Annotated in this window: 22 protein-coding genes; 12 read left to right on the plus strand and 10 right to left on the minus strand. The window is 70.2% G+C overall.

Features of this window, described 5'->3' with window-relative positions; all coding sequences use genetic code 11:
• Positions 1-14: 14 nt before the first annotated feature.
• The gene (locus tag IF67_RS0106985; protein ID WP_030983172.1) at positions 15-746 is read right to left on the minus strand and encodes a class I SAM-dependent methyltransferase; all 732 of its coding nucleotides are present in this window, start codon (positions 744-746) and stop codon (positions 15-17) included.
• Positions 747-1,120: 374 nt separating this feature from the next.
• Between IF67_RS0106985 and rho the strand changes: the two genes are divergently transcribed.
• Entirely contained in the window at positions 1,121-2,290 is a 1,170-nt protein-coding gene (gene rho, locus IF67_RS0106990; protein WP_030983174.1) for a transcription termination factor Rho, read from the plus strand.
• A gap of 110 nt (positions 2,291-2,400) precedes the next feature.
• Here rho and IF67_RS0106995 read toward each other — a convergent pair whose 3' ends face one another.
• The 3 genes from IF67_RS0106995 to IF67_RS0107010 all read right to left on the minus strand — a co-directional run bounded on the left by IF67_RS0106995 (position 2,401) and on the right by IF67_RS0107010 (position 6,024).
• Positions 2,401-2,640 carry a chaplin gene (locus IF67_RS0106995; protein WP_030983175.1) on the minus strand — a complete coding sequence of 80 codons (240 nt, stop codon included), beginning with the start codon at positions 2,638-2,640 and terminating at the stop codon, positions 2,401-2,403.
• A gap of 197 nt (positions 2,641-2,837) precedes the next feature.
• Complete coding sequence (locus tag IF67_RS0107000) at positions 2,838-4,505, minus strand: purine-cytosine permease family protein (protein WP_030983176.1); 1,668 nt, start codon at positions 4,503-4,505, stop codon at positions 2,838-2,840.
• Between the two features lie 1,003 nt (positions 4,506-5,508).
• Positions 5,509-6,024 (minus strand): MarR family winged helix-turn-helix transcriptional regulator, encoded by a 516-nt coding sequence (locus IF67_RS0107010; RefSeq protein WP_030983177.1) that lies wholly within the window; start codon positions 6,022-6,024, stop codon positions 5,509-5,511.
• A gap of 272 nt (positions 6,025-6,296) precedes the next feature.
• Between IF67_RS0107010 and IF67_RS0107015 the strand changes: the two genes are divergently transcribed.
• From IF67_RS0107015 to IF67_RS0107040, 6 genes are all read left to right on the plus strand, one after another.
• Positions 6,297-7,367 (plus strand): alkene reductase, encoded by a 1,071-nt coding sequence (locus tag IF67_RS0107015; RefSeq protein ID WP_030983179.1) that lies wholly within the window; start codon positions 6,297-6,299, stop codon positions 7,365-7,367.
• A gap of 109 nt (positions 7,368-7,476) precedes the next feature.
• Positions 7,477-8,382 carry an NADP-dependent oxidoreductase gene (locus IF67_RS0107020; protein ID WP_030983180.1) on the plus strand — a complete coding sequence of 302 codons (906 nt, stop codon included), beginning with the start codon at positions 7,477-7,479 and terminating at the stop codon, positions 8,380-8,382.
• Positions 8,383-8,600: 218 nt separating this feature from the next.
• Entirely contained in the window at positions 8,601-8,867 is a 267-nt protein-coding gene (locus IF67_RS38870) for a winged helix-turn-helix transcriptional regulator (protein WP_030983182.1), read from the plus strand.
• A gap of 29 nt (positions 8,868-8,896) precedes the next feature.
• Entirely contained in the window at positions 8,897-9,691 is a 795-nt protein-coding gene (locus tag IF67_RS0107030; RefSeq protein ID WP_030983184.1) for an alpha/beta fold hydrolase, read from the plus strand.
• A gap of 383 nt (positions 9,692-10,074) precedes the next feature.
• The gene (locus IF67_RS0107035) at positions 10,075-10,359 is read left to right on the plus strand and encodes a nuclear transport factor 2 family protein (RefSeq protein ID WP_234341005.1); all 285 of its coding nucleotides are present in this window, start codon (positions 10,075-10,077) and stop codon (positions 10,357-10,359) included.
• A gap of 88 nt (positions 10,360-10,447) precedes the next feature.
• Positions 10,448-11,842 carry a tetratricopeptide repeat protein gene (locus IF67_RS0107040; protein ID WP_030983187.1) on the plus strand — a complete coding sequence of 465 codons (1,395 nt, stop codon included), beginning with the start codon at positions 10,448-10,450 and terminating at the stop codon, positions 11,840-11,842.
• 9 nt (positions 11,843-11,851) lie between these two features.
• Here the strand turns inward: IF67_RS0107040 and IF67_RS0107045 are convergent, their stop codons facing one another.
• A complete protein-coding gene (locus IF67_RS0107045) occupies positions 11,852-13,195 on the minus strand; it encodes an MFS transporter (RefSeq protein WP_078889310.1) in 1,344 nt (447 codons plus the stop codon).
• Between the two features lie 235 nt (positions 13,196-13,430).
• On the opposite strand from IF67_RS0107045, the gene IF67_RS0107050 reads away from it, so the two are divergent.
• Entirely contained in the window at positions 13,431-14,471 is a 1,041-nt protein-coding gene (locus IF67_RS0107050) for an NAD(P)-dependent alcohol dehydrogenase (protein WP_030983190.1), read from the plus strand.
• A 38-nt stretch (positions 14,472-14,509) separates the two neighbouring features.
• Positions 14,510-15,298: a DeoR/GlpR family DNA-binding transcription regulator gene (locus IF67_RS0107055; protein WP_030983192.1), complete on the plus strand. Its 789-nt coding sequence runs from the start codon at positions 14,510-14,512 to the stop codon at positions 15,296-15,298.
• Positions 15,299-15,350: 52 nt separating this feature from the next.
• On the opposite strand, the gene IF67_RS0107060 is transcribed toward IF67_RS0107055, so the two are convergent.
• Entirely contained in the window at positions 15,351-16,073 is a 723-nt protein-coding gene (locus tag IF67_RS0107060; RefSeq protein ID WP_030983194.1) for a TetR/AcrR family transcriptional regulator, read from the minus strand.
• A gap of 79 nt (positions 16,074-16,152) precedes the next feature.
• On the opposite strand from IF67_RS0107060, the gene IF67_RS0107065 reads away from it, so the two are divergent.
• The 3 genes from IF67_RS0107065 to IF67_RS0107075 all read left to right on the plus strand — a co-directional run bounded on the left by IF67_RS0107065 (position 16,153) and on the right by IF67_RS0107075 (position 20,274).
• Positions 16,153-17,109, plus strand: coding sequence for an alpha/beta fold hydrolase (locus tag IF67_RS0107065; RefSeq protein ID WP_051817693.1), 957 nt, complete (start codon positions 16,153-16,155; stop codon positions 17,107-17,109).
• Positions 17,110-17,233: 124 nt separating this feature from the next.
• Positions 17,234-17,803 carry an AMIN-like domain-containing (lipo)protein gene (locus IF67_RS0107070; RefSeq protein WP_030983198.1) on the plus strand — a complete coding sequence of 190 codons (570 nt, stop codon included), beginning with the start codon at positions 17,234-17,236 and terminating at the stop codon, positions 17,801-17,803.
• A 215-nt stretch (positions 17,804-18,018) separates the two neighbouring features.
• Positions 18,019-20,274: a HelD family protein gene (locus IF67_RS0107075; protein WP_037838879.1), complete on the plus strand. Its 2,256-nt coding sequence runs from the start codon at positions 18,019-18,021 to the stop codon at positions 20,272-20,274.
• 111 nt (positions 20,275-20,385) lie between these two features.
• On the opposite strand, the gene IF67_RS0107080 is transcribed toward IF67_RS0107075, so the two are convergent.
• The 4 genes from IF67_RS0107080 to IF67_RS0107095 all read right to left on the minus strand — a co-directional run bounded on the left by IF67_RS0107080 (position 20,386) and on the right by IF67_RS0107095 (position 24,078).
• On the minus strand, positions 20,386-20,985 hold the full coding sequence (locus IF67_RS0107080) for a hypothetical protein (RefSeq protein ID WP_030983202.1): 600 nt from the start codon (positions 20,983-20,985) through the stop codon (positions 20,386-20,388).
• A 109-nt stretch (positions 20,986-21,094) separates the two neighbouring features.
• The gene (locus IF67_RS0107085; RefSeq protein WP_030983204.1) at positions 21,095-21,649 is read right to left on the minus strand and encodes a GNAT family N-acetyltransferase; all 555 of its coding nucleotides are present in this window, start codon (positions 21,647-21,649) and stop codon (positions 21,095-21,097) included.
• A 147-nt stretch (positions 21,650-21,796) separates the two neighbouring features.
• Complete coding sequence (locus IF67_RS0107090; RefSeq protein ID WP_051817695.1) at positions 21,797-22,678, minus strand: carbohydrate ABC transporter permease; 882 nt, start codon at positions 22,676-22,678, stop codon at positions 21,797-21,799.
• Positions 22,675-24,078, minus strand: a complete 1,404-nt coding sequence (locus tag IF67_RS0107095; protein WP_030983208.1) for an ABC transporter permease subunit — start codon at positions 24,076-24,078, stop codon at positions 22,675-22,677. The genes IF67_RS0107090 and IF67_RS0107095 overlap by 4 nt, the downstream gene beginning before the upstream one ends.
• Between the last annotated feature and the right edge of the window lie 17 nt (positions 24,079-24,095).

Consider the following 24,095-nt stretch of genomic DNA (forward strand, 5'->3'; position numbering starts at 1 on the left):
GGCGCGCCCGCTTCTCAGGCAGCCCGGGTGGCCACCACGAGTCGGCACCGCGGGCTGCCGTCGGGGCGTCGGCCGAGCTCCGGCAGGGCGTACAGCTGCACATCGAAGCCCGTACGCATCAGCTCCGCACGTACGTCGGCGAGGCGGAACGTCCGGTAGTACATGACGAAGCTCGGCCGCCACAGTGCATTGCGGACCCGCATCGCCGCGTCGAAAGCCAGCAACGTCCAGTAGCCGCGCGACCCCGGCCGCGGCGGAGCCCCGATCGGGAAGACGAACCGGCCACCGGGCCGCAGAACGGAGTGCACCTGCGCGAACAGCCCCGGCCGCTCCCGGGGCAGAAAATGCCCGAACGCACCGAAGCTCACCGCGAGGTCGAAGACCGGCCCGAAGGGAAGTGCCCGGGCGTCCGCACGCACCCACGCGGTACGTGGCGCGCCCGCGGTCACCGGCTCACCGGCGCGGCCCTCGGCGAGCATGCCCGCGCTGAGGTCGATTCCGGTGACCCGCTCCCGGCACACCTGCCGCAGTACGTCCATGCCCGCCCCGGTCCCGCAGCACAGGTCGAGGCCGCTGTCGAACGGCCCGAGCCTCCGCAGCACCCGAGACACGGGCGTCAGCACCGCTTCGGGGGTCCGGAACGGCGTGTGGTCGAATTTCGGCGCGAGCAGGTCATAGCCGCGCTCGACGGAGGACAGCGCCTGCACGGCGAGCTCACGGACGGTGGGACCCTGAGGTGCGAACATCGCCCTCAGCATAGAACCGGTCCGCACCATGCCGCATCGGCCGCGCCGTGTGGTACCGTGCGAGCGGAACGCATTTGTGCTTGCCGCAATTTCGGCGCCGGTGCTTAACTTCCCTTGTATTGCGTATTGCTTGCGCAGCACTGTCGCGCCCGTCCTTCTCGACCGGCGATCCAGCACCGAAAGTTCCACACCCGCAGTTCCGCGATGCGGCTCCGGTGCGGCTCCACTTTCCCTTTCCGGCCGCGGGCCTTCTGCCCGCCTGCGGGGCGTGACATCACCGCCCTTTGCTGCCGGATTCCCCTCCCACAACGGCGCCTGTAGGAAGGTCCCGAGAGGACATCATGACGACTGATACCCATGTCGGCACGCCCACCATGAACGTTTCCCGTTCCGCTGCCGTCCCCCTTGAACAGCCTGCTGCGGCAGCCTCGGCGCAATCCGCCGTCTCGGTGGCCGGGGTCCTGGATATCGCGAAGGACCGGCAGGAATTCGGGTTTCTTCGCGGGGAGGGCTGCCTTGCCTCGCCCGTCGACGTCCGGGTGCCCGCAGCGTTGATCCGTGGAGCGGGTCTGCGCAAAGGCGATTTCGTCGTAGGGACGTGCAACCGGCCGCGCTCGCTCGCGCGGCTCGAATCGGTCAACGGACGCCGGCCGGACGCCTTGCACGGGCGGCCGCATTTCCGTGACCTTACGCCGCTGCACCCGCGGCACCGTATGCGCCTCGAAAGGCCGAGCGGCGGACTGACACCGCGCATCGTCGATCTGCTCGCACCGATCGGCAAGGGGCAGCGGGGCCTGATCGTGGCCCCGCCGAAGACAGGAAAGACGGTACTGCTGCAACAACTCGCGGCCGCCGTCGCCGAGAACCACCCCGCATCCTCTTTGATGGTCGTGCTGATCGACGAACGACCGGAGGAAGTCACCGACATGCGCCGTTCGGTACGCGGAGAGGTGCTCGCCTCGACCTTCGACCGGCCGGCGCAAGAGCACATCGCCCTCGCCGAACTGGCAGTGGAACGCGCCAAACGACTCGTCGAGCAGGGCCAGGACGTCGTCCTGCTCCTCGACTCCCTCACCCGCCTGTGCCGGGCACACAACAATGCCGCCACGTCGGGCGGCCGAACGCTGAGCGGAGGTGTGGACGCCGCCGCGCTCCTCGGCCCCAAGAAGCTCTTCGGCGCGGCACGTCTCGCGGAAGAGGGCGGGTCGCTGACCATTCTCGCCACGGCGCTGGTGGAGACCGGTTCCCGGGCCGACGATTACTTCTTCGAGGAATTGAAGAGCACCGGCAATATGGAACTCCGTCTGGACCGCGCACTCGCCGGCAAGCGGCTCTACCCGGCGGTCAATGTCACCGCCTCGGGCACCCGCCGCGAAGAACTATTGCTTCCGGAAGCCGAGTTGACCGCCACGCGCCGACTACGGCGCGCCCTCCGGACCGGGGACGGACAGACGAGCCTGGAGTCTCTGCTCGACAAGGTCCGGCGCACGCCCGACAATGCGACGTTTCTGCGGCAGGTGCAGCTCACCGCCCCGGGCGGATGAGGCGGTTTTCAGGCGTGAAAGCGGCCCCCGGGACGGCATCCGGGGGCCGCTTCGGGGCGGCAGACGCCACGACATGTCTGCCGCCCGAACGACCGTGCGCCGAGAAGGCGTCAGTCGCTCACGCAGGGGTTGCCGAAGGCGGGGTTGAGCAGCCCGATGACGCTGATGGTGTTGCCGCAGACATGGACCGGAATGTGAATGGGGGCCTGGATGACGTTGCCGGACACGATGCCGGGTGAGTTGACGGCGGCCGACTGGGCGCCGCTGTCGGCGGTGGCCATACCTGCCGTGCCGAGGACGACGGCGCAGGCGCCCGCAGTCGCGAGGGCAGTCTTGATCCGGTGAGCCATCGATCAGTCTCCTTAACTGGTGGAAGAACTACGGCACATGACGCTGCGGCACCCCCGTAGGCCACGCTGCGCCACGGCTGTGAGCCGCCCGTACAAGACTGCCGTTCCCCACCGGCTCCCGTTCCAGAGGCAGCGGACACGAAGAGCAGACGTTTAGGTGATATGGCTGTCGGTGTTGACTGTCGTTCCCGGTTGCATCAAGCAGGCGCCGTCGGCAGGACGTGAGCGCCGGTCTTGTCGGTGCTCAGGCACAGGGAGCAGACCACCGCGGCATGGCGGTGGCAGGCGGCGAGGTCCGGGCGCTCGAACTCCTGTCGGCAGACATGGCACTCGTACAGGGCCGAACTGGGGTTGCCGTCCGGGTCCAGCAGCGGAGCGTCGATCCCGTCGGTGGTGCGCCGCAGATAGAACCGGCCCTTCGTCAGGACGGCCATCAACGGGGTGAGGACGAAGGCGATCAGGGCTGCCGCGACAGGTGAGTACGGCTGGAGAGTGTCACCCAGGGCGTGGAAGTACATGGCGATCGACAGGCCGGATGCGGCGGTGAAGGCCACCACTCCCACCGGGTTGACCGCGTAGAGCATCCCGCGGCGGAACTCGGGGGCCTGCGGGGAGAGTTTGAGCAGGTACTTGTTGACGATGATGTCGGTGGCGACGGTGACGATCCAGGCGATGGCGCAATTGGAATAGAAGCCCAGGATGCTGTTGAGGAAGCTGAACATGTCCGCCTCCATCAGCGTCAGTGCGAACGCCAGATTGGCGAGCACGAACACCATCCGGCCCGGATAGCGCTTGGTGACCCGGGTGAAGGAGTTCGTCCACGCCAGCGAACCGGAGTAGGCATTGGTGACGTTGATCTTGATCTGGCTGATCACGACCAGCACCACGGCCAGCGGGATGACCAGCCAGGACGGCATCATGGCCGAGAAGGCGCCGGTGAACTGCTGGATGGGCTCGGTGGCCGAGGCCGCGCCCACCTCGGCGAGGATGTAGACGGCCAGGAAGACACCGATGGCCTGCTTGAGTGCGCCGAGCACGACCCATCCGGGGCCCGCCATCACCACGGCCGTCCACCAGGCGCGCCGGTTCTGCGCGGTCCTGGGCGGCATGAAGCGCAGATAGTCGACCTGTTCGCCGATCTGCGCGATCAGCGACAGACACACGCCCGCGCCCAGCAGCACCGAGGCGGCGTTGATCCCGCCGTCGCCGTGGGAGCCCTTGTACGTGAGGAAGGTGTGCACCGTTCCGGGGTCGGTGGCGACCAGGTAGAGCAGCGGTCCCACCATCAGCAGCAGCCAGATCGGGGTCGTCCAGACCTGAAGCTTGCTCAGCGCCTTCATCCCGTAGATGACCAGGGGAATCACCATGCAGGTCGACAGCACATAGCCCAGCCACAGGGGCAGCCCGAAGCCCAGTTTCAGGCCCTGCGCCATGATCGAGCCTTCGAGGGCGAAGAAGATGAAGGTGAAGCTGGCGAAGATGACGCTGGTCAGGACCGAGCCGTAGTAGCCGAAGCCCGAACCCCGGGTGATCAGGTCCAGGTCGATGTTGTAGCGCGCCGCGTAGTAGGCGAGAGGGAAGCCGGTGACGAAGATGACCACAGCGGCGAGGAGGATCGCGGCCAGTGCGTTCCCTGTGCCGTGCGTCAGGCCGATGCCCGCACCGATCGAGAAGTCGGCCATGTACGCGATGCCGCCCAGCGCGGTGGTCGCCACGACCATCGGTGTCCAACGGCGGTAGCTGCGCGGGGCGAACCGGAGGGTGTAGTCCTCGAGGGTCTCGTCGGTGGCTTTGCCGACGGGTGCCTCGGTGGGCGGGGGCCGATGGCTGCTGTCGGGGACTGTCAGTTGTGGCTCGACGCTCATGCCGGACCTCCTGAGGGTGCAGTGGGAATGCGACGCCGGTCCACGCCCACGGCAGGGGCGGCCGTGTCACGCGTGCGGGCGTGGGCAAGCGGGAGTGCGGTGATGCGCACGAGGGGGACCCGGCCCCGTACGGTGTGGTGCCGGACCACCCGATCGGGTCCTGTGTCCATGGCGGGACATTAGGGAGCCCGTGTTTCCCGCAACGTCTTCCCAGATGAAGCAGACGTTTCCACGGTGGTCCGGAGGGTGGTCCGGAAGGCGGTGGAAGTGTGGGGACTCGCGGCTCGTGACCAGGGCGTTGCACTGACCAGCGGGTTCTTGGGCCGTCTCATCCGGTGACCGGGTGCTCGTGTCGCAGGACGGGTGGCAGTTCCTCGCGCCCGCCTCCGGAGTCATGACGGCCGGGCGGCGATCTGCCGGCGAGCGGTCTCCCGGGTCTCCTCGAACTCCTGGAAGGCCAACTGCTCCGGAACATGGTCTTCCCGCACGATGTATACGCCGTTGGCGTCGAGCCCTGCGTCGTGCCCGGCGTCGTGCTGGTTCGGCTCAGTGCACGAAGGGACGGTTCGGCATCACCGTGCGCACAACCGGTCCAATGCCGACTGGCTCTCATCGTCCGCGGCGCGGTAGATCACCAACCGCTGGTCCGGATCGTGACGTGGCATCAGCACCTCGAAATGCACTGCGATCACACCGACCCGCCGCTGATACCCGACCGAGCGCCGGGGGCAGCACTGCCGCCGCCCCAGGGGCGATCATCGGCACACCTCTACCGTGGATACTGCTGGCCGAGGGGCTGATGGTCCAGTCGAACGGACTGGCCTCCCTGGACTTCAGCGTGCTCGGCGACGACGAGGCAGTGGCGGTGTGAGTGGGTGAAGAAGCCGGGCTGGCCGTACGCCGGGTAGGCACCGGACCCGATCGAAGTCGAAGGGCCCTTCGACATCGATCGGTGTCCTACGTGCAGGGCAGGTGCCGGTCGGCTCTTCGCCGTGGTGCGCCGTCAGGTTCCGAGCTGTGCGGCGGTGCGGGTGAGTCGCTTCTCGATGTCTTCTAGGGCGCGCAGGACGGAGGCCTGTTCTTCGTCGGTGGTGTCGCCGGCGGTGGCGTCTTCGAGCTGGCGCCACAGCTGTTCGACTTCCTTGCGCAGCGCATGGCTGGCGGTGGTGGCCTCGATGACCCAGGCGCGTTTGTCGTCGGGGCAGGGTGAGCGGCGGACGAAGCCGGCGTGTTCGAGGCGGCGGATGGTGCGGGTCATGGTGGCGGCGTCGGAGTCGAGCAGACGGACGAGGTCGACCTGCCGCTGTGGGCCGAGTTCCCACAGCTGCATCATCACCAGCTCCTGGCCGGGGTGCAGGCCCACGCGGCGCAGGAGGTGTCCGGCGATCATGCGGTGGGTGCGGGCCACCCGGAAGATCGCGTGACTGATGGGTCCTCCGCTGGCTGCTGCGGGCAGGGGGATGGTCGCGTCGGCCGAGGCCGGGGAGCGGCCCTCGCTGCTGGCTGCGGACTCCGCCATGGTCTCTGACACTCCTGCCTCGCAGTGAATGCTGCTCAAACAAGATACCCCTCTTCCGGTGCAGGATCTCCCGATTCGCTCTCTCGCTCTCCATGCGCAACCTGCCCGATCACAAGGGGATCGCAGGCCGCTGTGACGTGCATCACGTCATTTGCGGAATGCTGCTGGCCGCTTTACTGTTCGAACAAGTAAATCGGCCGGGTCGCATCGGACCCCGCCGACAGAGGCCGTCACCGGCCGCTGCAGCAGCCACTGCGTGAAGGGCTTTGATCATGACCACCCCTTTCGATCCGATCGTCCTGGGCGGCCGCCGCCTGGCCAGCCGCGTCGTGATGGCGCCGATGACCCGCAGCCGCGCCTACGGGCCGGGCGCTGAGCCCGCCGAGCTGATGGCGACGTACTACGCGCAGCGCGCCACCGCCGGCCTGATCGTCACCGAGGGCATCCAGCCCTCGGCGGTCGGCCAGGGCTACCCGAACACCCCCGGGCTGCACACAGCCGGGCAGGTGGCGGCGTGGCGGACGGTGACCGACGCGGTGCACCGCGAGGGCGGGGTGATCTTCGCGCAGCTGATGCACACCGGCCGCATCGGCCACCCCAGCCTGCTGCCCGACGGCCTGGTCCCGGTGGCGCCGTCGGCGGTGACCGCCAATGGTCAGGTCTTCACCCACGAGGGGCCGAAGGACTTCGTCACGCCCAAGGAGCTGAGCGAGGCGGAGATCCGGCAGACGATCGCCGACTTCGCCGACGCGGCGCACAACGCCATCGAGGCCGGGTTCGACGGCGTGGAGATCCACGGCGCCAACGGCTACCTGATCCACCAGTTCCTCGCCCCGAACACCAACCGGCGCACCGACGCCTGGGGTGGCGAGGTCGAGGGCCGGATCCGCTTCGCCGCTGAGGTCACCGCCGCCGTGGCCGAGGCGATCGGCGGCCACCGGGTCGGACTGCGGATCTCGCCCGGAAACCCCTACAACGACATGGCCGAGGACAACCCGGCCGAGACCTACGAGGTGCTGATCGAGCGGATCGCCGGCCTGGACCTGGCCTATCTGCACCTGATGGAGGGCCCGGACCGTGACCTGACCGCGCGTCTGCGCAAGGCCTGGCCCGGGACGTTCGTCCTCAACCCGTTCACCTACCCGGAGGTCACCGGGCCCGAGGCGCTGAAGCTGGTCGAGGACGGAGCTGCGGACATGGTCGCCTACGGGGCGCTGTTCCTGGCCAACCCCGACCTTCCCGCCCGCCTGGCGGCCGGCGGCCCCTTCAACGCCCCGGACCCAGGCACCTTCTACGGCGGCGACCACCGCGGCTACACCGACTACCCCGCTCTCGCCGGCTGACCGCGCAGCCCGGGCACACGACCCGCTGCTGCCGGGCGTTTCGCCCCTCCGACCCCACTCCTGTGATGCGGATCACTTCGCATCCGGGTCCTCTCCCCTGGAGCCTTCGATGTCCAAAGCGATCACTTTCTCCGAGTACGGCGCACCCGAGGTGCTGCGGCTGTCGGAGGTCATCCCGCCAACGCCGGGGCCGGGCCAGGTCCGGATCAAGGTCAGGGCCGCCTCCGTGAACCCGCTCGACATGAAGATCCGATCCGGCCTGATGGCCCGTATGGTCCCGGCCGACTTCCCGGTGATCCCCGGCCTGGATGCGGCGGGTGTCGTCGACGCCGTCGGCGAGGGAGCCGACGCGACGGTGGGGGATGAGGTCCTCGGCGCCACCGTCGGCGGCAGCTACGCCGAGTACGCCCTGCTGGAGCGGCCGGTGGCCAAGCCGGAGTCACTGTCGTGGGGGGTCGCCGCCTCGCTGGTCACGGTCGGCCAGACCGCGGCCCGGGTTCTGGGCCAGTTGGGCGTGGGGGCGGGTCAGACCCTGCTGATCCACGGCGCCGCCGGCAGCGTGGGCGTCATCGCGGTGCAGCTGGCCGCCGCCCGCGGGATCACCGTCATCGGCACCGCCGCCGAGCGCGACCTGGAGCGCGTCACCGCCCTTGGATCCACCGCGGTCCGCTACGGCGAGAGCTGGGTGGAGCGGGTGAAGGCCGCCGCCCCGGGCGGCGTGGACTTCGTCTTCGACGCCTCCGGCGTCGGCGTGCTCGCCGACTCCGTCGCCCTGACCGGCGAGGCGGGCAAGGTCATCACCATCGCAGACATGGCCGCCGCGCAGCACGGCGTCCGCTTCAGCGCCGGTGCCTCCGAGCCGATCGGGGAGTCCCTGCCCGAGCTGGTGCAGCTGGCCGCCGCCGGGAAGCTCACCGTGCCGGTCTGGCGCACCTACCACCTGGCGGAGGCGGCCCAGGCGCAAGCCGACCTGGAAGCCCACCGCAACCAGGGCAAGGCCGTCCTGGTGCCCTGACCCCCGATGCCGCCCCTCGTGTCGCCGGAACGAGCGAGGCGGCCCCCGGGGCCCAACCGACATCCCCGACCGGCCGCGGCCCCACCCCCAAGCCCGAATCACGCATGCCCCGCACTGGCACGCACGAGACGGAAGGCCGAACCGATGGCCCTGGCCAACCTCCCCGTACCGACGGCGGATGCGGACCTGGCCTCCGCGTTCGCGGTGCTGGGCCAGAAGTGGAAGGGGATCCTCCTACACACCTGGCCACCCGCCCCGCCCGGTTCGGCGAACTGCACGCGGCGATCGGCTCGATCAGCAGCAAGATGCTCGCCGACCGGCTGCGCGAACTGGTCGATGCGGGAATGGCCACCCACGCCCAGCTCCCGCCCGGCCCCGCCACCTACACCCTCACCGCCGACGGCCGCGCCCTGCTGCCCGCACTCGAACAGATCCGCCACTGGTGGCAGCAGCGCACTCCGGCCACCACAACCGACCCCCGTTGATCACCACAACCCGGAAGGACCGATCACTCATGTCCGCACGCCACCTCCCCGAAGCGACCTTCGCCCGCACCCGCCTGGGCTCCGGCCCCGGTCTTGTCCTGGCCCACGGCGCCGGCAGCAGCATCGCCGGCACCTACGGCCCGATCCTGGACGGCCTGGCCGCCCACCACACCGTGGTCGGCGTCGACTACCCCGGCAGCGGCGACACCCCCCGCGCCACCGCCCCCCTCGACCTCGACGAGATCGCAGACCAGCTCGTCGCCGCCGCCGTCGCCGAGGGCCTGGACACCTTCGCCCTGCACGGCTACTCCCTCGGCGGTCCGGTCGCCATCCGCGCCGCCGCCCGCCACCCCGAGCGCGTCACCGCCCTCGTCCTGACCGCCACCATGGCCGACCCCAACAACCAGCAGGCACTGACCCTCAGGGTTTGGGGCAAGCTCGCCGCCACCGGCGACCGCCGCCTGGTCAGCGAGTTCCTCTTCCCCCACGCCCTCAGCCCCCAGGCCATGGAGGCCATGCCCGCCGAGCAGCTGGAGGAGGTCATCACTTACGCCGCCGCCGACATCGCCTCCGGCACCGTCGAGCAGGCCGACCTCGCCGGCCGGATCGACGTCCGAGAGGACCTCGCCGGCATCCGCGTCCCCACCCTGGTGATCTCCACCACCGTCGACCACCTGGCTCCCCCCGCCCTGCACCACCAGCTCGCCGAGAACATCCCCGGCGCCCAGCTCACCGAGATCCCCACCGGCCACCTGCCCATGGTCGAACGCCCCGAGGAGTGGCAGAACCTCATCACCGACTTCCTCGCCAAGCACAACGCCTGACACCAGTTGCGACCCGGCCCGGACCGCTGAGCTCATCGTCTCCGGCACCCGCGAGGGCCTGGCCGCTGCCCGCGCCCGCGGTAACCACATCCCCGACCTGCGGGAACTGCGGTCCAGCCGCACCGGCATCCCGGCCCAACTCGATGCGAGCAGCAGGTGATCCCTGGCGAGCACCGGCGCAAGGGCGGAGCCGTCCTGCTCGGTGCCGACGAGCCCGGCCGGCCCGGCCCCTTCGGCACCTGGACCGATCAGGACGGTCACGAAGACCAGCACGACCCGGCCAAGGACGCTTTCGCTGAAGGCCCCAGAGCGGGAAGCAACACCTTGATTCCCTGCAAGCCCTTAGGCTCACCTTGGCTGGACCCCTGACCGAGGACCCCGACATGTCCTTCGGCACCGCACACGTCCACGGCGCCCAAGCCGTCAAGGCGTTCTTCGTCAAGATTGACGAGCCGCTGCACATCGCCCACAAGATCCTGGAATTCTGGGCCACGGGCGACGGTGTTTGCCTCCTGCGCGGCGAGGCCACCATGGCCAGGAAGACCGAACCCGACCGCGTGGTCCGCGCCCCGTTCATGCATATCTTCTACCTCGCCGACGAGGAGGCGATCCGCGTCCGTGAACTGCGCATCACCGCAGGACCGCTGAAGACCGACGCGGTGATGTGACCGACTTCCACCCGCCGCTGCCGCCGGCAGCGGTTCCCGCGATGCGGGACGATCTCCGAACCCTCTCCTCACGCGACAGGAGTCACCCATGACAGTGGACCGCCACGGTCACCCGATGAGCGGAACCGGCGCCGAGGCCCGTACCCACTACGAACAGGCTCTGGACGACCTGCTGTTCTTCCGGCCCCAGGTTGCAAAGAGCGCACAGTCCGTACTGGCGGACTCGCCGCGGTCGGTGATGGGCCAGACCCTGGCCGCTTATCTGGGGGTGCTGGGAACGGAGGAGAAGGATGCGGCCGAGGCCCGGGAGCACTTCGTCCGCTTCCGCTCCGGCCTGGACGCCGACGGGCTGACACCCCGCGAGCGTATGCATCTCGCCGCCGCAACGGCATGGCTGGACGGCGACCTGCACGGTGCCGGCCGCATCCTCGGTGACCTCACCGTCGCCTTTCCGCGCGACGCGCTGGCGCTCTTCGCGGGGCATCAGCACGACTTCCTCACCGGGGACGCCCAGCGCCTCCGGGACCGCGTCGGCGGAGCACTGCACGCCTGGGACGAGGACGACCCGCACCACGGTCCACTGCTCGGTATGTATGCGTTCGGCCTGGAGGAGTCGGGCCATTACGAACGGGCGGAGGAGGTCGGCCTGGCGGCCCTTGCGCAGCATCCCGGCGACGTATGGGGCATCCACGGCGTGGTGCACACCTACGAGATGCGGGGACGCTTCACGGACGGGATCCGCTTCCTCGACGCCCGCACGGACGACTGGGCCCAGGGCAGCCTGCTCACCGTGCACAACTGGTGGCACTACGCCCTCTACACACTGGAACGGGGAGACATCGCCGGGGTGCTGGAGATCTATGACTCCGCGCTGCATCACGAGGGTTCGGCGGGGGTGGCGATGGAACTGCTGGACGCCGCGGCCCTGTTGTGGCGGCTGTATCTGGCAGAGGACGAACAGAGCGCACGGTGGGCCCGGCTCGCCGACGCCTGGGAGAGCCGCCAGGACGGCCCGCACTACGCCTTCAACGACGTACATGCGGCCATGGCCTATGTCGGGGCAGGCCGCGTCGCCCAGGCACAGCGCCTGGTCCGGGAGCGGGAAGGCTGGGTGGCGGCGGAGCCCGGCGTGTCCAACCACGGAATGACGGCCGAGATCGGGCTGCCCGTCTGCCGCGCGCTGATCGCCTACGGCCGGCAGGACTACGGCCGGGCCGTCGATCTGCTGCTGCCCGTCCGTCACCGCCTGCACAGCTTCGGCGGCAGTCACGCCCAGCGGGACGCGATCCAGCGGACCCTCGTGGAAGCGGCCATCCGCGCGGACCGCGCCGACCTGGCGCGGACGCTGCTCAGCGAGCGTATCCAGCTGCGCCCGGTCTGCCCGTACAACTGGTCGGCCACGGCCCGGCTCGAGGAACGGCACGGCGACCCGGCCCGCGCCGCGGCCGCCCGCGAACGCGCCGCCGCACAGGCGTCGGCGTGAGTGGTCCCCTCAGTGGCGCCCCGCGGGAAGGTCCGCGTGATCGACGGCCGGTGAGGCGTCGGGCGAGGTGAACTCCGGGTCGGGTTCGAGGAAGCGGATGGCGACTGCGGTGGCGAGGTGCAGGGCGGCGAAGACCCACACGATGCCCTCGACGCCGACCGGGCCCAGGGCGAGGGCGACGATGGCCGGGCCGGCGAAGGTGCTCGCTCCGGCGCCCAGATTGAGGGCGGACATGGCCTGCCCCTTGTGCCGTGGCGCCAGCGCGGGGACCAGAGCCGAGATCGGTACGTAGCCGGCGAGGGCGATGCCGTAGAGCGCGGCGGCCACCGCCGCGGCGCCGAAGTGCGGGCCCGCCACGACCGGTACGTAGTAGAGCGCCAGACAGGTCACGGCGCAGGCCACGGCCCCGAACCAGGTCATCGTGCGCTGCCATCCGAGGCGGTCGCCGACGGCGCCGAAGAACAGGTTGGCGAAGATGTTCGCGGCGAACATCACGCTGAGCAGACGCAGCCAGGCCGAGGTGCTGAAGCCGACCGTCTCGGTGAAGAAGAACGGCAGACAGACCAGGAAACCGAACTGCGAACCGGTGCTGAAGACGCGCACCGCGGCGCCGACGGCCACCCGCGGGCGCCGCCGCATGATCGAGATGCTGCCCGCCAGCGTGGCGAGCGCACGCCCGCCGTCCGGCGCGAGTCCGGTCCGGCCGGTGGGCTCGCGCACCAGCAACAGGGCGAGCAGGCCGCCGAGTGCCACCAGGCCGAGGGCGATCCAGAGGGTGTCGTAGGAGCCGACCAGCGGGATCGTGGTGCCGGCGACCAGTGAGCCGAGGGTGGGCAGGCCGCCGGTGAAGGCGAACCAGTACCAGCCGACCGCCGTCCCCAGCCGGTGCGGCGGCGTCGCCGCGGTGACCCACACCAGGAACCCGTAGGCGAACAAGGGGTACCCGAACCCGCGCAGTCCGTAGATGAGCAGCAGCAGCCAATAGTTCATGGCCGGCAGTGCCACGGTCAGCATGAGCACTTGGAACACGAGCCAGATGGCGAAGCCGGCGGTCATGACCCGCCGTGGCCCCCACAGGTCCGAGAGGGCTCCCGAGAGCCAGGCGCCGACGGCGACCGTGATGCCGTAGACCGCGATGATCACCGCCGCGTCCGCCTTGGCCAGACCATGGTCGGCCAGATACTTCGAGAAGAAGCCGGTCTCCACGCCGTCGCCGGTCATGAACAGCAGGACTCCCACGAATCCCCAGGTCAGAGCCGGGGGTATGCCCAGACGGGCGGAGCGCGAGCGGCCGGTCGGCGGGGGAGCGGTGACCGGTGGCCGCACCGGTCGGGGGTGAGCGGGGCTGCGCATGGACTCTCCAAGGGGCTGATCTTGAACCGGGTGAGCAAGGGGGACGGACGCACTGGCGCAGACGTCGGCTGGTGGTGAGTCCGCCAAAGTCTTCTCGCATTTTGTGTGAAGTCAAGACTCCTCTGATAAAAAAAGAAGGGGTACCGTGCTGAAACCGAAGGGCGCGCGCCGGTCCGGAGCCGGATCGCGCCACGCCCCGCCCCATCCCCGCCCCCGAGGGAGCCGTGAGCCCGCCATGACCGTCACATCCGGGATTCCCGCCACCATGCGTGCCGCCGTACTGCACGGACCCGCGCAGCTGAGCATCGAAGAACGCCCCGTGCCCGCCCCCAGCCCGGGAGAGGTCCTGGTCCGTGTCGAGGCGGTCGGGACCTGCGGCTCGGATGTGCACTACTACCGGCACGGACGCATCGGTGACTTCGTCGTACGGGAGCCGCTGGTGCTGGGACACGAGGCGGCCGGCACGGTGGTCGCCTGCGGGCCGGGGGCCGACGCGCGCCGGATGGGCAAGCGCGTCTCCATCGAGCCCGGCACACCCTGCGGCAGCTGTGGTGAATGCCGTCCGGGCCGCTACAACCTGTGCCCGGACATGCGCTTCCTCGCCACGCCGCCGGTCGACGGCGCCTTCTGCGAATACCTGGCCGTGCACCAGGACTTCGCCCATGAGGTCCCCGATTCCCTCACCGTCGAGGAGGCCGCGCTGCTGGAACCGCTGTCCGTGGCGGTCTGGGCCTGCCGCAAGGCCCGCGTCGCCCCCGGTGACCGCGTTCTGATCACCGGCGCCGGGCCCATCGGCCTGGTCGCCGCCCAGACCGCACGGGCCTACGGCGCACGGGAGGTGCTGGTCACCGACGTAGTGCCGCACCGCCTCGAACTCGCCCGGGCCGCCGGCGCCACCGTCGTCGATGTCTCCCGCACCCCGCTGTCCGCGGCGGACTACACGCCCACCGTCCTGCTGGAGTGCTCCGGCGTTCCCGAGGTGAGCAGCGAGGCGATCCGTACCGTGGGCCGGGCCGGCCGGGTGGTGCTCATCGGCATGGGCGGCGCCGAGGTGCCCCTGCCCGTGAGCCGGGTGCAGAACTACGAGCTGGAAGTCACCGGTACCTTCCGCTACGCCCACACCTGGCCCGCCGCGACGGCCTTGGTGGAGTCGGGAACGGTCCGGCTCGACTCCCTGGTCTCGCACGGTTACGGTCTTGCCGAGGCCGAGAGCGCACTGACCGTCGCCACCCACGACGCGACTGCCGTGAAGGCCGTCATCTATCCGCAGCGGTAGGCGCACCGCCGCTGTCCGACCGGAAAGGGGCGGCCCCGATGGCTTCCACACGGTCGTCGCTGGCCGAGGTCGACCGGCGACGGCAGGACGTACTGGCCCATGTCGTCGAGCACGGAGAAGTGCGCATCGACGACCTCGCCAGACACTTCGGGGTCAGCCTCGCGACCATGCACCGCGATCTGGACCAGCTCGCCGAACGCCGCCTGCTGTGCAAGGAACGCGGCCGGGCCGCGCCGTTCCCGTCCCTCACCATGGAGACCGCCACCCGCTTCCGGATCGGCGTGAACCGCGCGGTGAAGGAGGCGCTGTGTGCCGCCGTCGCCGACGAGATCCGGCCCGGCAGCACCGTCGTGCTGGACGACTCGACCACGGTCTTCCCCCTCGCGGCCCTCATCGCGCGGACCGAAGCGGTCACCGTGGTCACCAACTCCCTCGGTGTGGCCCGGCTGTTCGACGAGGCACCGGGGGCCGATGTCACCCTCCTCGGCGGCCGCTACCGGGGCGAGTTCGGCTCCTGTGTCGGCCCCGACGTGCTGCGCGCCCTCGGCCGTATCCACGCCGACCTCGCGGTGATGTCGGCGGTGTCCGTCCTCGGCGGCCGGCTCTTCCACCCGATACGCGATTACGCCGAGATCAAGGAAGCCGTGCTGGACTGTGCCCAGCGGTCGCTGCTGCTGGTGGACCACACCAAGTTCGGCAAGACCGCCACGCACGCCTACAGCGACATCGCCCGCTACGACCGGGTCGTCACCGACCGCGGCGCGCCGGCCGAGGAGCTGGCCGAACTGCGCCGCAGGGGCGTGAGCGTGGACCTGGTCGACGCCTGACGGCTCGCCGCGGCGCCGTCCCGCAGGAGTGCGCCGGGCGCCGCCCTGAGGCTTACCCCGGCAGCGGCGACGGCGCCCCCGCATCGGGGGAGAGCAGGCCCGCCAGCACCCGGCGGACCACCCGCTCGGACAGGGCCTGGGCATCCCGCGCCGGGTCTGCCGCCGCTTGCCCGGCCAGTGCCTCTGCGAGCAGCGGATGTGCACCCTGCCGGGCCGCCGTCGTGAGGTAGGCGGCCTGCGCCGCCTGACGGGCAGTGGGTGCCCTGCGGCTGTGCAGCGCCGCACGGGAGAGCATCGCGACCAGCGCGCTCAGCACGGCGACGGCCTCCAGTTCGGCCGGGCCCGTCATCCGCACCGGAGCCAGGGCGCCGAGGGCGTATTCGAGGTAGTCCAGGCCGCACGGGCCCACCCGCATCGCCTCCGGCGTCACCTCCAGCAGCCAGGGATGCCGGAAATGGACCTGCTGGGTACGGGCGGCCAACGCCACCAGGTCCGTCACCGGGTCCCCGGTCAAGGCCACGGTGAGGTCGATCCCGCCGGTCGCGGCGTCCACCATGAGATCCACCAGATCGTCCCGGCCGGCGACATACCGGTAGAGGGACGCCGGGCCGGTGCCCAGCTCCTTGGCCACCTGCCGTACGGACACGGCCGTCAGCCCGTCCGCGTCGGCCAGGCGGATCGCGGCGCGGGTGATCTGCCCGCGGCTGCGCACGGGTGCAGGCCCTCGCGCTCCCCGCTCGGGGCGCTCCCACACCGTCCCGGGTTCCTCGGCCACTGGCCTCACCTACGTCTCTCCGTCGTCCGGCGGCTATGCTAATAACTGCGAACACCGATCGCAGTATTGAGGGGGCATCATGACCACCTGGACTCCCGTCCGCTGGGCTCGCAACGGCGACATCGAGCTGGCCCACGACCGGTTGACGGAACAACAGGGCGGTGAACCACTGCTGTTGGTGACCGGACTCGGCGTCTCCCGGCTCTGGTGGCCCGGCGGCCTCGCCGAGGCGCTGGCCGCGCAGGGCTTCGCGGTGGCCCGTTACGACCAGCGCGACGGGGGAGAGTCGACCCGTCTGCCGCCGACCGCGACCGGCAACCCCCTCACCGCGCTCTTCCGCAAACGCGGCGAGTCCTACACCGCCGAGGACATGGCCGACGACGCCATCGCCGTGCTGGATGCGCTGGGTTGGGACTCGGCCCATCTGTTCGGTCAGTCGCTCGGGGGTGCGGTCGCGCAGCGCATCGCACTGCGTCATCCCCGGCGGGTACGGACCCTGACGTCGGTGTCGGCCGTTCCCGGTGACGTCGCGGGCCTGGGCACCCTGCGCTACATCCGGCTGAGGACGCTCGGCAAGCTCGCCCGGATGCGCTTCCCCGCCACTCCCGAAGGCGACGTCGAGGCCGGGCTCGCCCTCGTCCGCCTCCTGCACTCACCCGCCCATCCGCTCGACGAGCAGGCCGCCAGGGACATGATCACCGGTCTCGCCGATGCGGGGAGCCGCGACCGGCACAGCCAGAGCCGTCAGATCGGCGCCCAGTGGCACGGTCCCGCCATCAGCCGGATCAAGGTGCCGACCCTGGTCCTGCACGGCGCGGACGATCCCCTCGTCAAACCGGCCGCAGGCCGCGCCGTCGCAGCCCGCATCCCCGGTGCGCACTTCGTCTCGCTGCCGGGGGTCGGCCATGACCTCCCGGAACCTGTCTGGACAGACGTCGCGCTGCGGGTGCGCCGCCTGGCCGGCCGGAAGGACACTGGAGGCATCGGGCGAACCGAGCGTGGCGGTGAGGGGTCCCGCACGGAAGGCTCCGACTGATCAACAACTTCGATTTCGCGACAACTTGGCCCGGCCATCGGCCGAAAGTCGACGGACGGACAACGCCTCCGCAATCCCGCCCGTCCTACCGCACGCACTGTATTCAGCTCTCTGGAGGTAATTCATGCGACGGTTGGCGACAATGGCCGCGGCGTGCGTGTTGGCGGGCGCCGGGGTGGCGGCCACGGCCGGGGTGGCCGGAGCCGCGACCGGCCCGGCGGGCAAGGCCACCTCGGCCTGCTCGACCGCCTGGGGCAGCGGCAACAAGTCGGCGACGGACGCGAACATCAAGCCGTTGAAGAACATCAAGACCAGCCGCACCACGTGTTACGACCGGATGGTCTTCGACATCAGTGGCGCCACCGGCAAGGCCGGCTACCACGTCGGTTACGTCGACGCGTTCCACCAGGACGGCTCGGGCGACCGGATACCCGTCAAGGGCGGCGCCATTCTTGAGATATTTGTGTCCGCGCCCAGCCACGACCCGGCGACCGGCAAGCAGACCTATGCCGGGACCGCCGGCAAGGCGCTGCCGGGGGTGAACATCACCGGATACAAGACGTTCAAGGACACCAAGTTCGGAGCGAGCTTCGAGGGGCAGACCCAGGTCGGCCTGGGCGTGCGCACCAAGCTGCCGTTCCGGGTGCACCAGTCCGGTCACCAGCTGATTGTGGACGTCGCCCACAAGGGCTGACCGGACGCGTCGCCGAGGCCTGCCCGGTCGCTCCGATGGAAGGCGCGAGGTGACCGGGCGGGCTCTCGCGTAAAGCTCGCGCAGTACACAGAGAAATACCCCGGACCGAATTGACGGCCGGGGTATTTCTCTGTGTATATTGAGGGCTTCTGTGTCTTCATGAATGCGGGAAGCAAGCCCAACTTCATTCCGAACTTTATCTGAGCGGAGTCGAATTGTCAAACGAGGAATGGCAGGACGAGCAGGAATTCATTGATCTGCTCTATGAACGCCTCGCCGAACTGCGGGTCGGCGCCGAAAGGGCGGTCGACGAAGCCCTGCCGCTGGGCGGGACCAACGCCCAGGCGCGACTGGAGCGCGATGTGCTGGTGGCCGAGCACTCGGGCCTGCTGGCCGCATTCGACGCCGGCGAGCACGGCCTGTGCTTCGGACGGCTGGCCTTCCGGGACGGCCGCGATCACCACATCGGCCGCATCGGCATCCGGCGCGACGACGCGGACCGGACCCCGCTGGTCATCGACTGGCGGGCCGAGGTCGCCCGCCCGTTCTACCTCGCCACCGGCCACACTCCGATGGGGCTGCGGCGCAGGCGGCACATCACGTCCGAGGGCCGGCGGGTCACCGCCCTCCATGACGAGATCCTCGATCTCGGCGACACCCTGCGCACCGGGCACGAGGGCGCCGACGCGGACGCCGTGCTGCTGGCGGCGCTGGACGCGGCGCGCACCGGACGGATGCACGACATCGTGCAGACCATCCAGGCGGAGCAGGACGGGATCATCCGCGCCCCGCACCGCGGCGTCCTCGTCGTGGAGGGCGGCCCCGGCACCGGCAAGACCGTTGTCGCGCTGCACCGCGCCGCGTACCTGCTCTATGCGCACCGCGAACTGCTGGCCCGCCGTGCCGTGCTGATCGTCGGGCCCAACCCCGCATTCCTCGGCTACATCGAGGAAGTGCTGCCCTCGCTCGGCGAGACGGGCGTCCTGCTCGCCACACCCGCCGAGCTCTTCCCGGGCGTGACGGCGACCGGAACCGACACCGCCGAAGCCGCCACGGTCAAGGGCGGTGCGGCGATGGCGGACGCCCTGGCGCGCTTCGTACATGACCGGCAGACCCTGCCCGACCCCGTGATCGTGATCGACCACGAGGACGGCGAACTGCGGCTGGACGCGGACATGGCGCACGAGGCACGACGCCTGGCCCGCGAGACCAAGCTGCCGCACAACCTCGCCCGCCCCCACTTCGCGTTCCGCATCATCGACGCACTCACCGGGCAACTGGCCGACCGGCTCGGCGCGGACCCCTTCGGCGGGCCGAACTTCCTCGGCCCCGATGACCTCGCCCAGCTCGGCAAGGCGATCGCCCTCAACCCCGAAGTGCACGGTGCCATCGAGGAGTTGTGGCCCCTCCTGACCCCGCAGCAACTGGTGGCGGACTTCCTCGCCGTGCCCGCCCACCTCCCGGAGGCCGACGCGGAGGCGATCCGCCGGGCGGACGGCGACTGGACCCCCGCGGACATTCCCCTGCTGGACGAGGCCGCCGAACTCCTCGGCGAGGACGACTCGGCGGCCCGCGCCGCCGCCGAGGCGGAACGCCAGGAGCAGATCCAGTACGCCCAGGGCGTGCTCGAACTCTCCTACGGCTCCCGCACCCAGGAGTTCGAGGACCGTGACGACGACGATTCGGAGGTGCTGGCCGCCCACGACCTGCTGGACGCGGAACGGCTCGCCGACCGGCACGAGGAGGCCGACCACCGCACCGCCGCCGAACGCGCCGCGGCCGACCGGACCTGGGCGTTCGGCCACATCATCGTGGACGAGGCGCAAGAGCTGTCCGTGATGATGTGGCGGTTGCTGATGCGCCGCTGTCCCACCCGCTCCATGACTCTGGTCGGCGATCCGGCGCAGACCGCCGAGCCGGGTGGCTGCGGGTCGTGGGAGAGCATCCTTGCGCCATACGTCGAAGACCGCTGGCAGCACGTCAGGCTCGGCGTCAACTACCGGACGCCGGCCGAGATCATGGAGGTGGCGGCGCGGGTTCCCCGGTCCACGGATCCCGCCTTCGAACCGCCGCGCTCCATCCGCTCCACCGGCGTCCGCCCCTGGGCGTACCGCACCGACGACCTCGCTCACGCGGTCGCCGAGGCCGTCGCACGGGAGACCGGCGAGGAAGGCCGCCTCGCGGTGATCGCCCCGCGTTCCCACCACGAGGCCCTCTCCGCTGTCCTCCCGGCCGCCTCCGCCGGCGCCTCCCCGGATCTGACCAGCGCCGTGGTGCTGATCGACCCCCGGCAGGCCAAGGGCCTGGAATTCGACACGGTGATCGTGGTGGAACCGGCGGAACTCGGAGCCAGCGACCTGTACGTCGCACTCACCCGGGCCACGCAACGGCTGGGTGTCATACACACCGCGCCCCTGCCCGCCGGACTGGAGACACTGCCCACACCGGCCGCCGCCCTCTCCGGGCGGTGACCGCGCACTGCCCGGGCGCCGTATGGGCACATGCGGCGCCCGGGGTGAGGGGAGCGGAGTGACGGTTTCTCCGGCTCGGGCCGGCCTTCACTCGTGACCCGCCGCGAGGGGCTACTGCGCCAGGAGCCGGGTCACGATCCCGGAGCCGGCGGCACGGCCGTAGTGGCGGAACGCGAACGGCCGGCCTTCTTCGAGAGCGAGGGGCTTGTCGAGTGCGACCGTCACCGTGGCGCTCCCGTGCGGCCGTAGTGTGTCGAGGCCTTGCGGCAGCGTCACGGTGCCTCGCAGCGCGGCGGTGTAGGCGTAGAAGATCAAACGGCTGCCCGTGACGACGTCCCGTCCGCCCTCATCTTCGGGCAGCAGCTCGATTTCCGCCGTGAAGTGCGCATGGGCGCCGACCGATCCCGGCGCGGCCAGCACCTGTCCTTGCTTGCCCCCGCCTGCCTCCACTCCGCGCAGCACCAGGCCCACGTTCCTGCCCACACCGGCCTCGTCGACGCGTGTCCCCCTTGCGTCGATCTCCGTCACGAGGGCGCACCCACTGTTGCCCAGGCCGACGAACTCCACCGTGTCGCCCGTGTGTACGTGCCCACGCTCGATGGCACCGGTGAACATGACCGCCCTGCCCTGACGCAGGGGGACGACGTCGGAGACCGGCATCAGGAAGGGCTCCTCGACCGCCTTCCACGGATGGTGCAGGGATTCACCCATGAGCGGCCGTGCTCCTTTGCTCTCCTGTTTGCTCTCCTGGGCACGCAACGGTCCCGGCATCTGCGCGTGGCCTGCCGACCGCACCGCACCGCACCGCCGCCGGCCGGTCTCACGCGGGCTTCTTGGTCCGCTGTTCCTCGGCGGAGATCCGGTAGACCACGTTCCGGCGCAGCGGGCCGTCGGGCACGCCGGGGTCGTCGAAGTCGTCGGCGGGGTTGCGGGTCATACCGATGCGGCGCATCACGGCCTGCGAGCGGAGGTTGGTGGTGGTTGTCACCGCGAGGATCTCCGGCAGGGCGAGGGCGGTGAAGCCGTAGGCCAATGCGGCCTCGGCGGCCTCGGTGGCGTAGCCGTGCCCCCAGGCGCGACGGGCCAGACGCCAGCCGGCCTCCACTCCGGTGAACGGCATGGCCTCCTCCACCGGATCCAGCCCGGTGAATCCGATGAATTCTCCGGTGGCACGCACCTCGACCGCCCACCACCCCCAGCCGCGCGCCTCGAGAGCCGCCTGGAAACGAGCGACGGACGCCTCACTCTGCTCACGGGTGAGCACCCCGGGGAAGTGCGCCCGGACCTCGGGATCGGCATTCATCGCCGCCCAGGGAGCAAGGTCGGACTCCCGCCAGCCGCGCAGCTGGAGACGCTCGGTTCGCAGTTCGGACATCCCGCCAATCTAACCCGCGCAGGCTGAGGGGACGATCGAATAACGAGCCGGGCGAAGAGCGAGCCGGGCGAAGAGCGAGGCGGGCCCGCCCGCGCCGTAACGGCGCCGTCGGCGGGCCCGGATCTCGCACCGTCAGCGGTGGGGTCGCTACTTGACCGAACCCGCCATGATTCCCTGCACGAAATGCCGTTGGAAGGCGAAGAACACGATCAGCGGCACGATCAGGGACAAGAACGCGCCGGGCGCCAGTACACCGATGTTGCTGCCGAACTGCCTCATCTGCGACTGGAGGGCCACCGTCAGCGGCTGTGACGTGTTGTCGGCGAACAGGAGGGCGACCAGCATGTCGTTCCAGACCCACAGGAACTGGAAGATGGCCAGGCTGGCGATGGCGGGGCGGCCCAGCGGCAGGACCAGTTGGGAGAAGATCCGCCACTCGCCGCCGCCGTCCATGCGCGCGGCCTCCAGCATCTCCTTGGGGATCTCCGCGAAGTAGTTGCGCAGCAGGAAGATGGCGAACGGCAGCCCGTAGGCGGTGTGGAAGAGGACCACGCCGGGGATCGAGCCGAACAGGCCGAGCGCACCGAACATCTGGGCCACCGGCAGCAGTCCGATCTGGACCGGCACCACCAGCATGGCGACCACGACCAGGAAGATCCAGTCCCGGCCGGGGAAATCCATCCAGGCGAAGGCGTAACCGGCCAGTGCGGCGATCACGACGACGGCGAGGGTGGTGGGCACCGAGATCAGCACGGTGTTGAAGAAGGCCTGGACGATGCCTGATTCCTTCAGCAGGGCCGTGTAGTTGTCCAGGGACAGCTGACCGGGGGCGGTGAGCGCGGTCCACCAGCCGCTGCCGGCGTTCTTCTCCTCCGTACGCAGCGAGGAGAGGAAGAGTCCGGCGGCGGGCGTGACCCAGACCAGGCCGACGAGGAGCAGGAACAGCTGGATCGCGCCGCGGCTGAGACGCTTCACCGGCCGTGCCGTCGCCCGCCTGCGGGGTGCGGCGGTTCCGGGGGCGGTGGTCATGACTGGCTCCTGCGGAAACGTCGGATGTTGAGGGCCATGGCCGGGACCACCAGGAGCAGCAGCAGGACACCGAGCGCGCTGCCGAGGCCCTGGTTGTTACCGCCGCCGAAGGAGACCAGCCACATTTGCAGGGCCAGGACATTGGCGTCCTGCTGCACGGGACCGGGGGCGATGATGTAGACGAGGTCGAAGACCTTCATCACATTGATCACCATCGTCACGAACACCACGCCCAGGACGGGGCCGAGCAGCGGAACGGTGATCCGGCGGAAGACCTGCCATTCGTTCGCGCCGTCCATCCGGGCGGCCTCCAGCACATCGCGCGGCATCGAGGAGAGTCCCGCGCCGATGAGGACGAGCGCGAAGCCGGTCCAGATCCACATATAGGCGCCGATGATGGCGGGGGTGATGAGGGCCGGGCCGAGCCAGGAGACGCCCTCGTAGGGGGCGGCGAAGTCCTTGGCGGGGAGCTGGACTTTGTAGGACCCGGGGGCCAGACGGGGCAGGCGGTAGGAGCCGTCCGAGGCGGTGGTGGTCGTCGCCGCCACCTTGCCATGCGAGTCGACCGCCTCGACGGAGAGCTGCGGCAGTCCGCGCTCGTCGCGGTCCACCGTGCCGGGGGTGCCGCCACCACGGGGGGTGAAGTCGAGGTAGACCACACCGCGCAGTTCCCCTTCGCCTGCCGGGGACTTGGCCGCCGGGGCGGCCGGTCGTGCCTGCGGGGGCATGTCCTTGGGCGCGACGCCGACCAGTCCGAGGTTGACGGTGTTTCCCGGGCCGGCGCTACGGGCGGTGCGATAGGAGCCGTCGTTCCCCTTGACCAGACGCTTGTCGCCGATGCGCGTCTTGGCGGTGGGGAAGGAGACGGACTCGCCCTGGACCTTGTCGTGGATGCCCACGGTGATCGCGTTGAGCACACCGCGCTGCGGATCCTGCTCGTAGGCGAGGCGGAAGATGATGCCGGCGGCGAGGAAGGAGATCGCCATCGGCATGAACATCAGCAGCTTGAACGCCGTCTTCCAGCGGATCTTCTCGGTCAGGACGGCGAGGACCAGGCCGAGTCCGGTCAGCAGGGCCGGGGCGAAGACGACCCAGATCGCGCTATTGCGGATGGCCCGGAGCGTGGCGGGGTCCTGGAACATCGCGGTGTAGTTGTCGGCGCCGACGAAGGTGTCGCCCGAGGCGTCGTACAGGCTGCGGATGACCGAGAACACGATGGGGTACGCGACCAGGGCGCCCAGCAGCAGCAGCGCGGGAAACAGGAAGGCCACGGCGATCCGGCGACGGCGCCGGGCGGCGCCCCGCACGGGGTCAGGTGCCCTGCCGGGTGTGCCGCCCGGGGGGAGGGACGCGGTGCCGCGCGTCGTGGCGGGCGGCACCGCGGGAGTGGTGACAGGCATGGCTCGGGCCCTTGGTC

It is taken from the genome of Streptomyces sp. NRRL S-1813 (assembly GCF_000719605.1).
GTDB classification, from domain to species: Bacteria; Actinomycetota; Actinomycetes; order Streptomycetales; family Streptomycetaceae; genus Streptomyces; species Streptomyces decoyicus.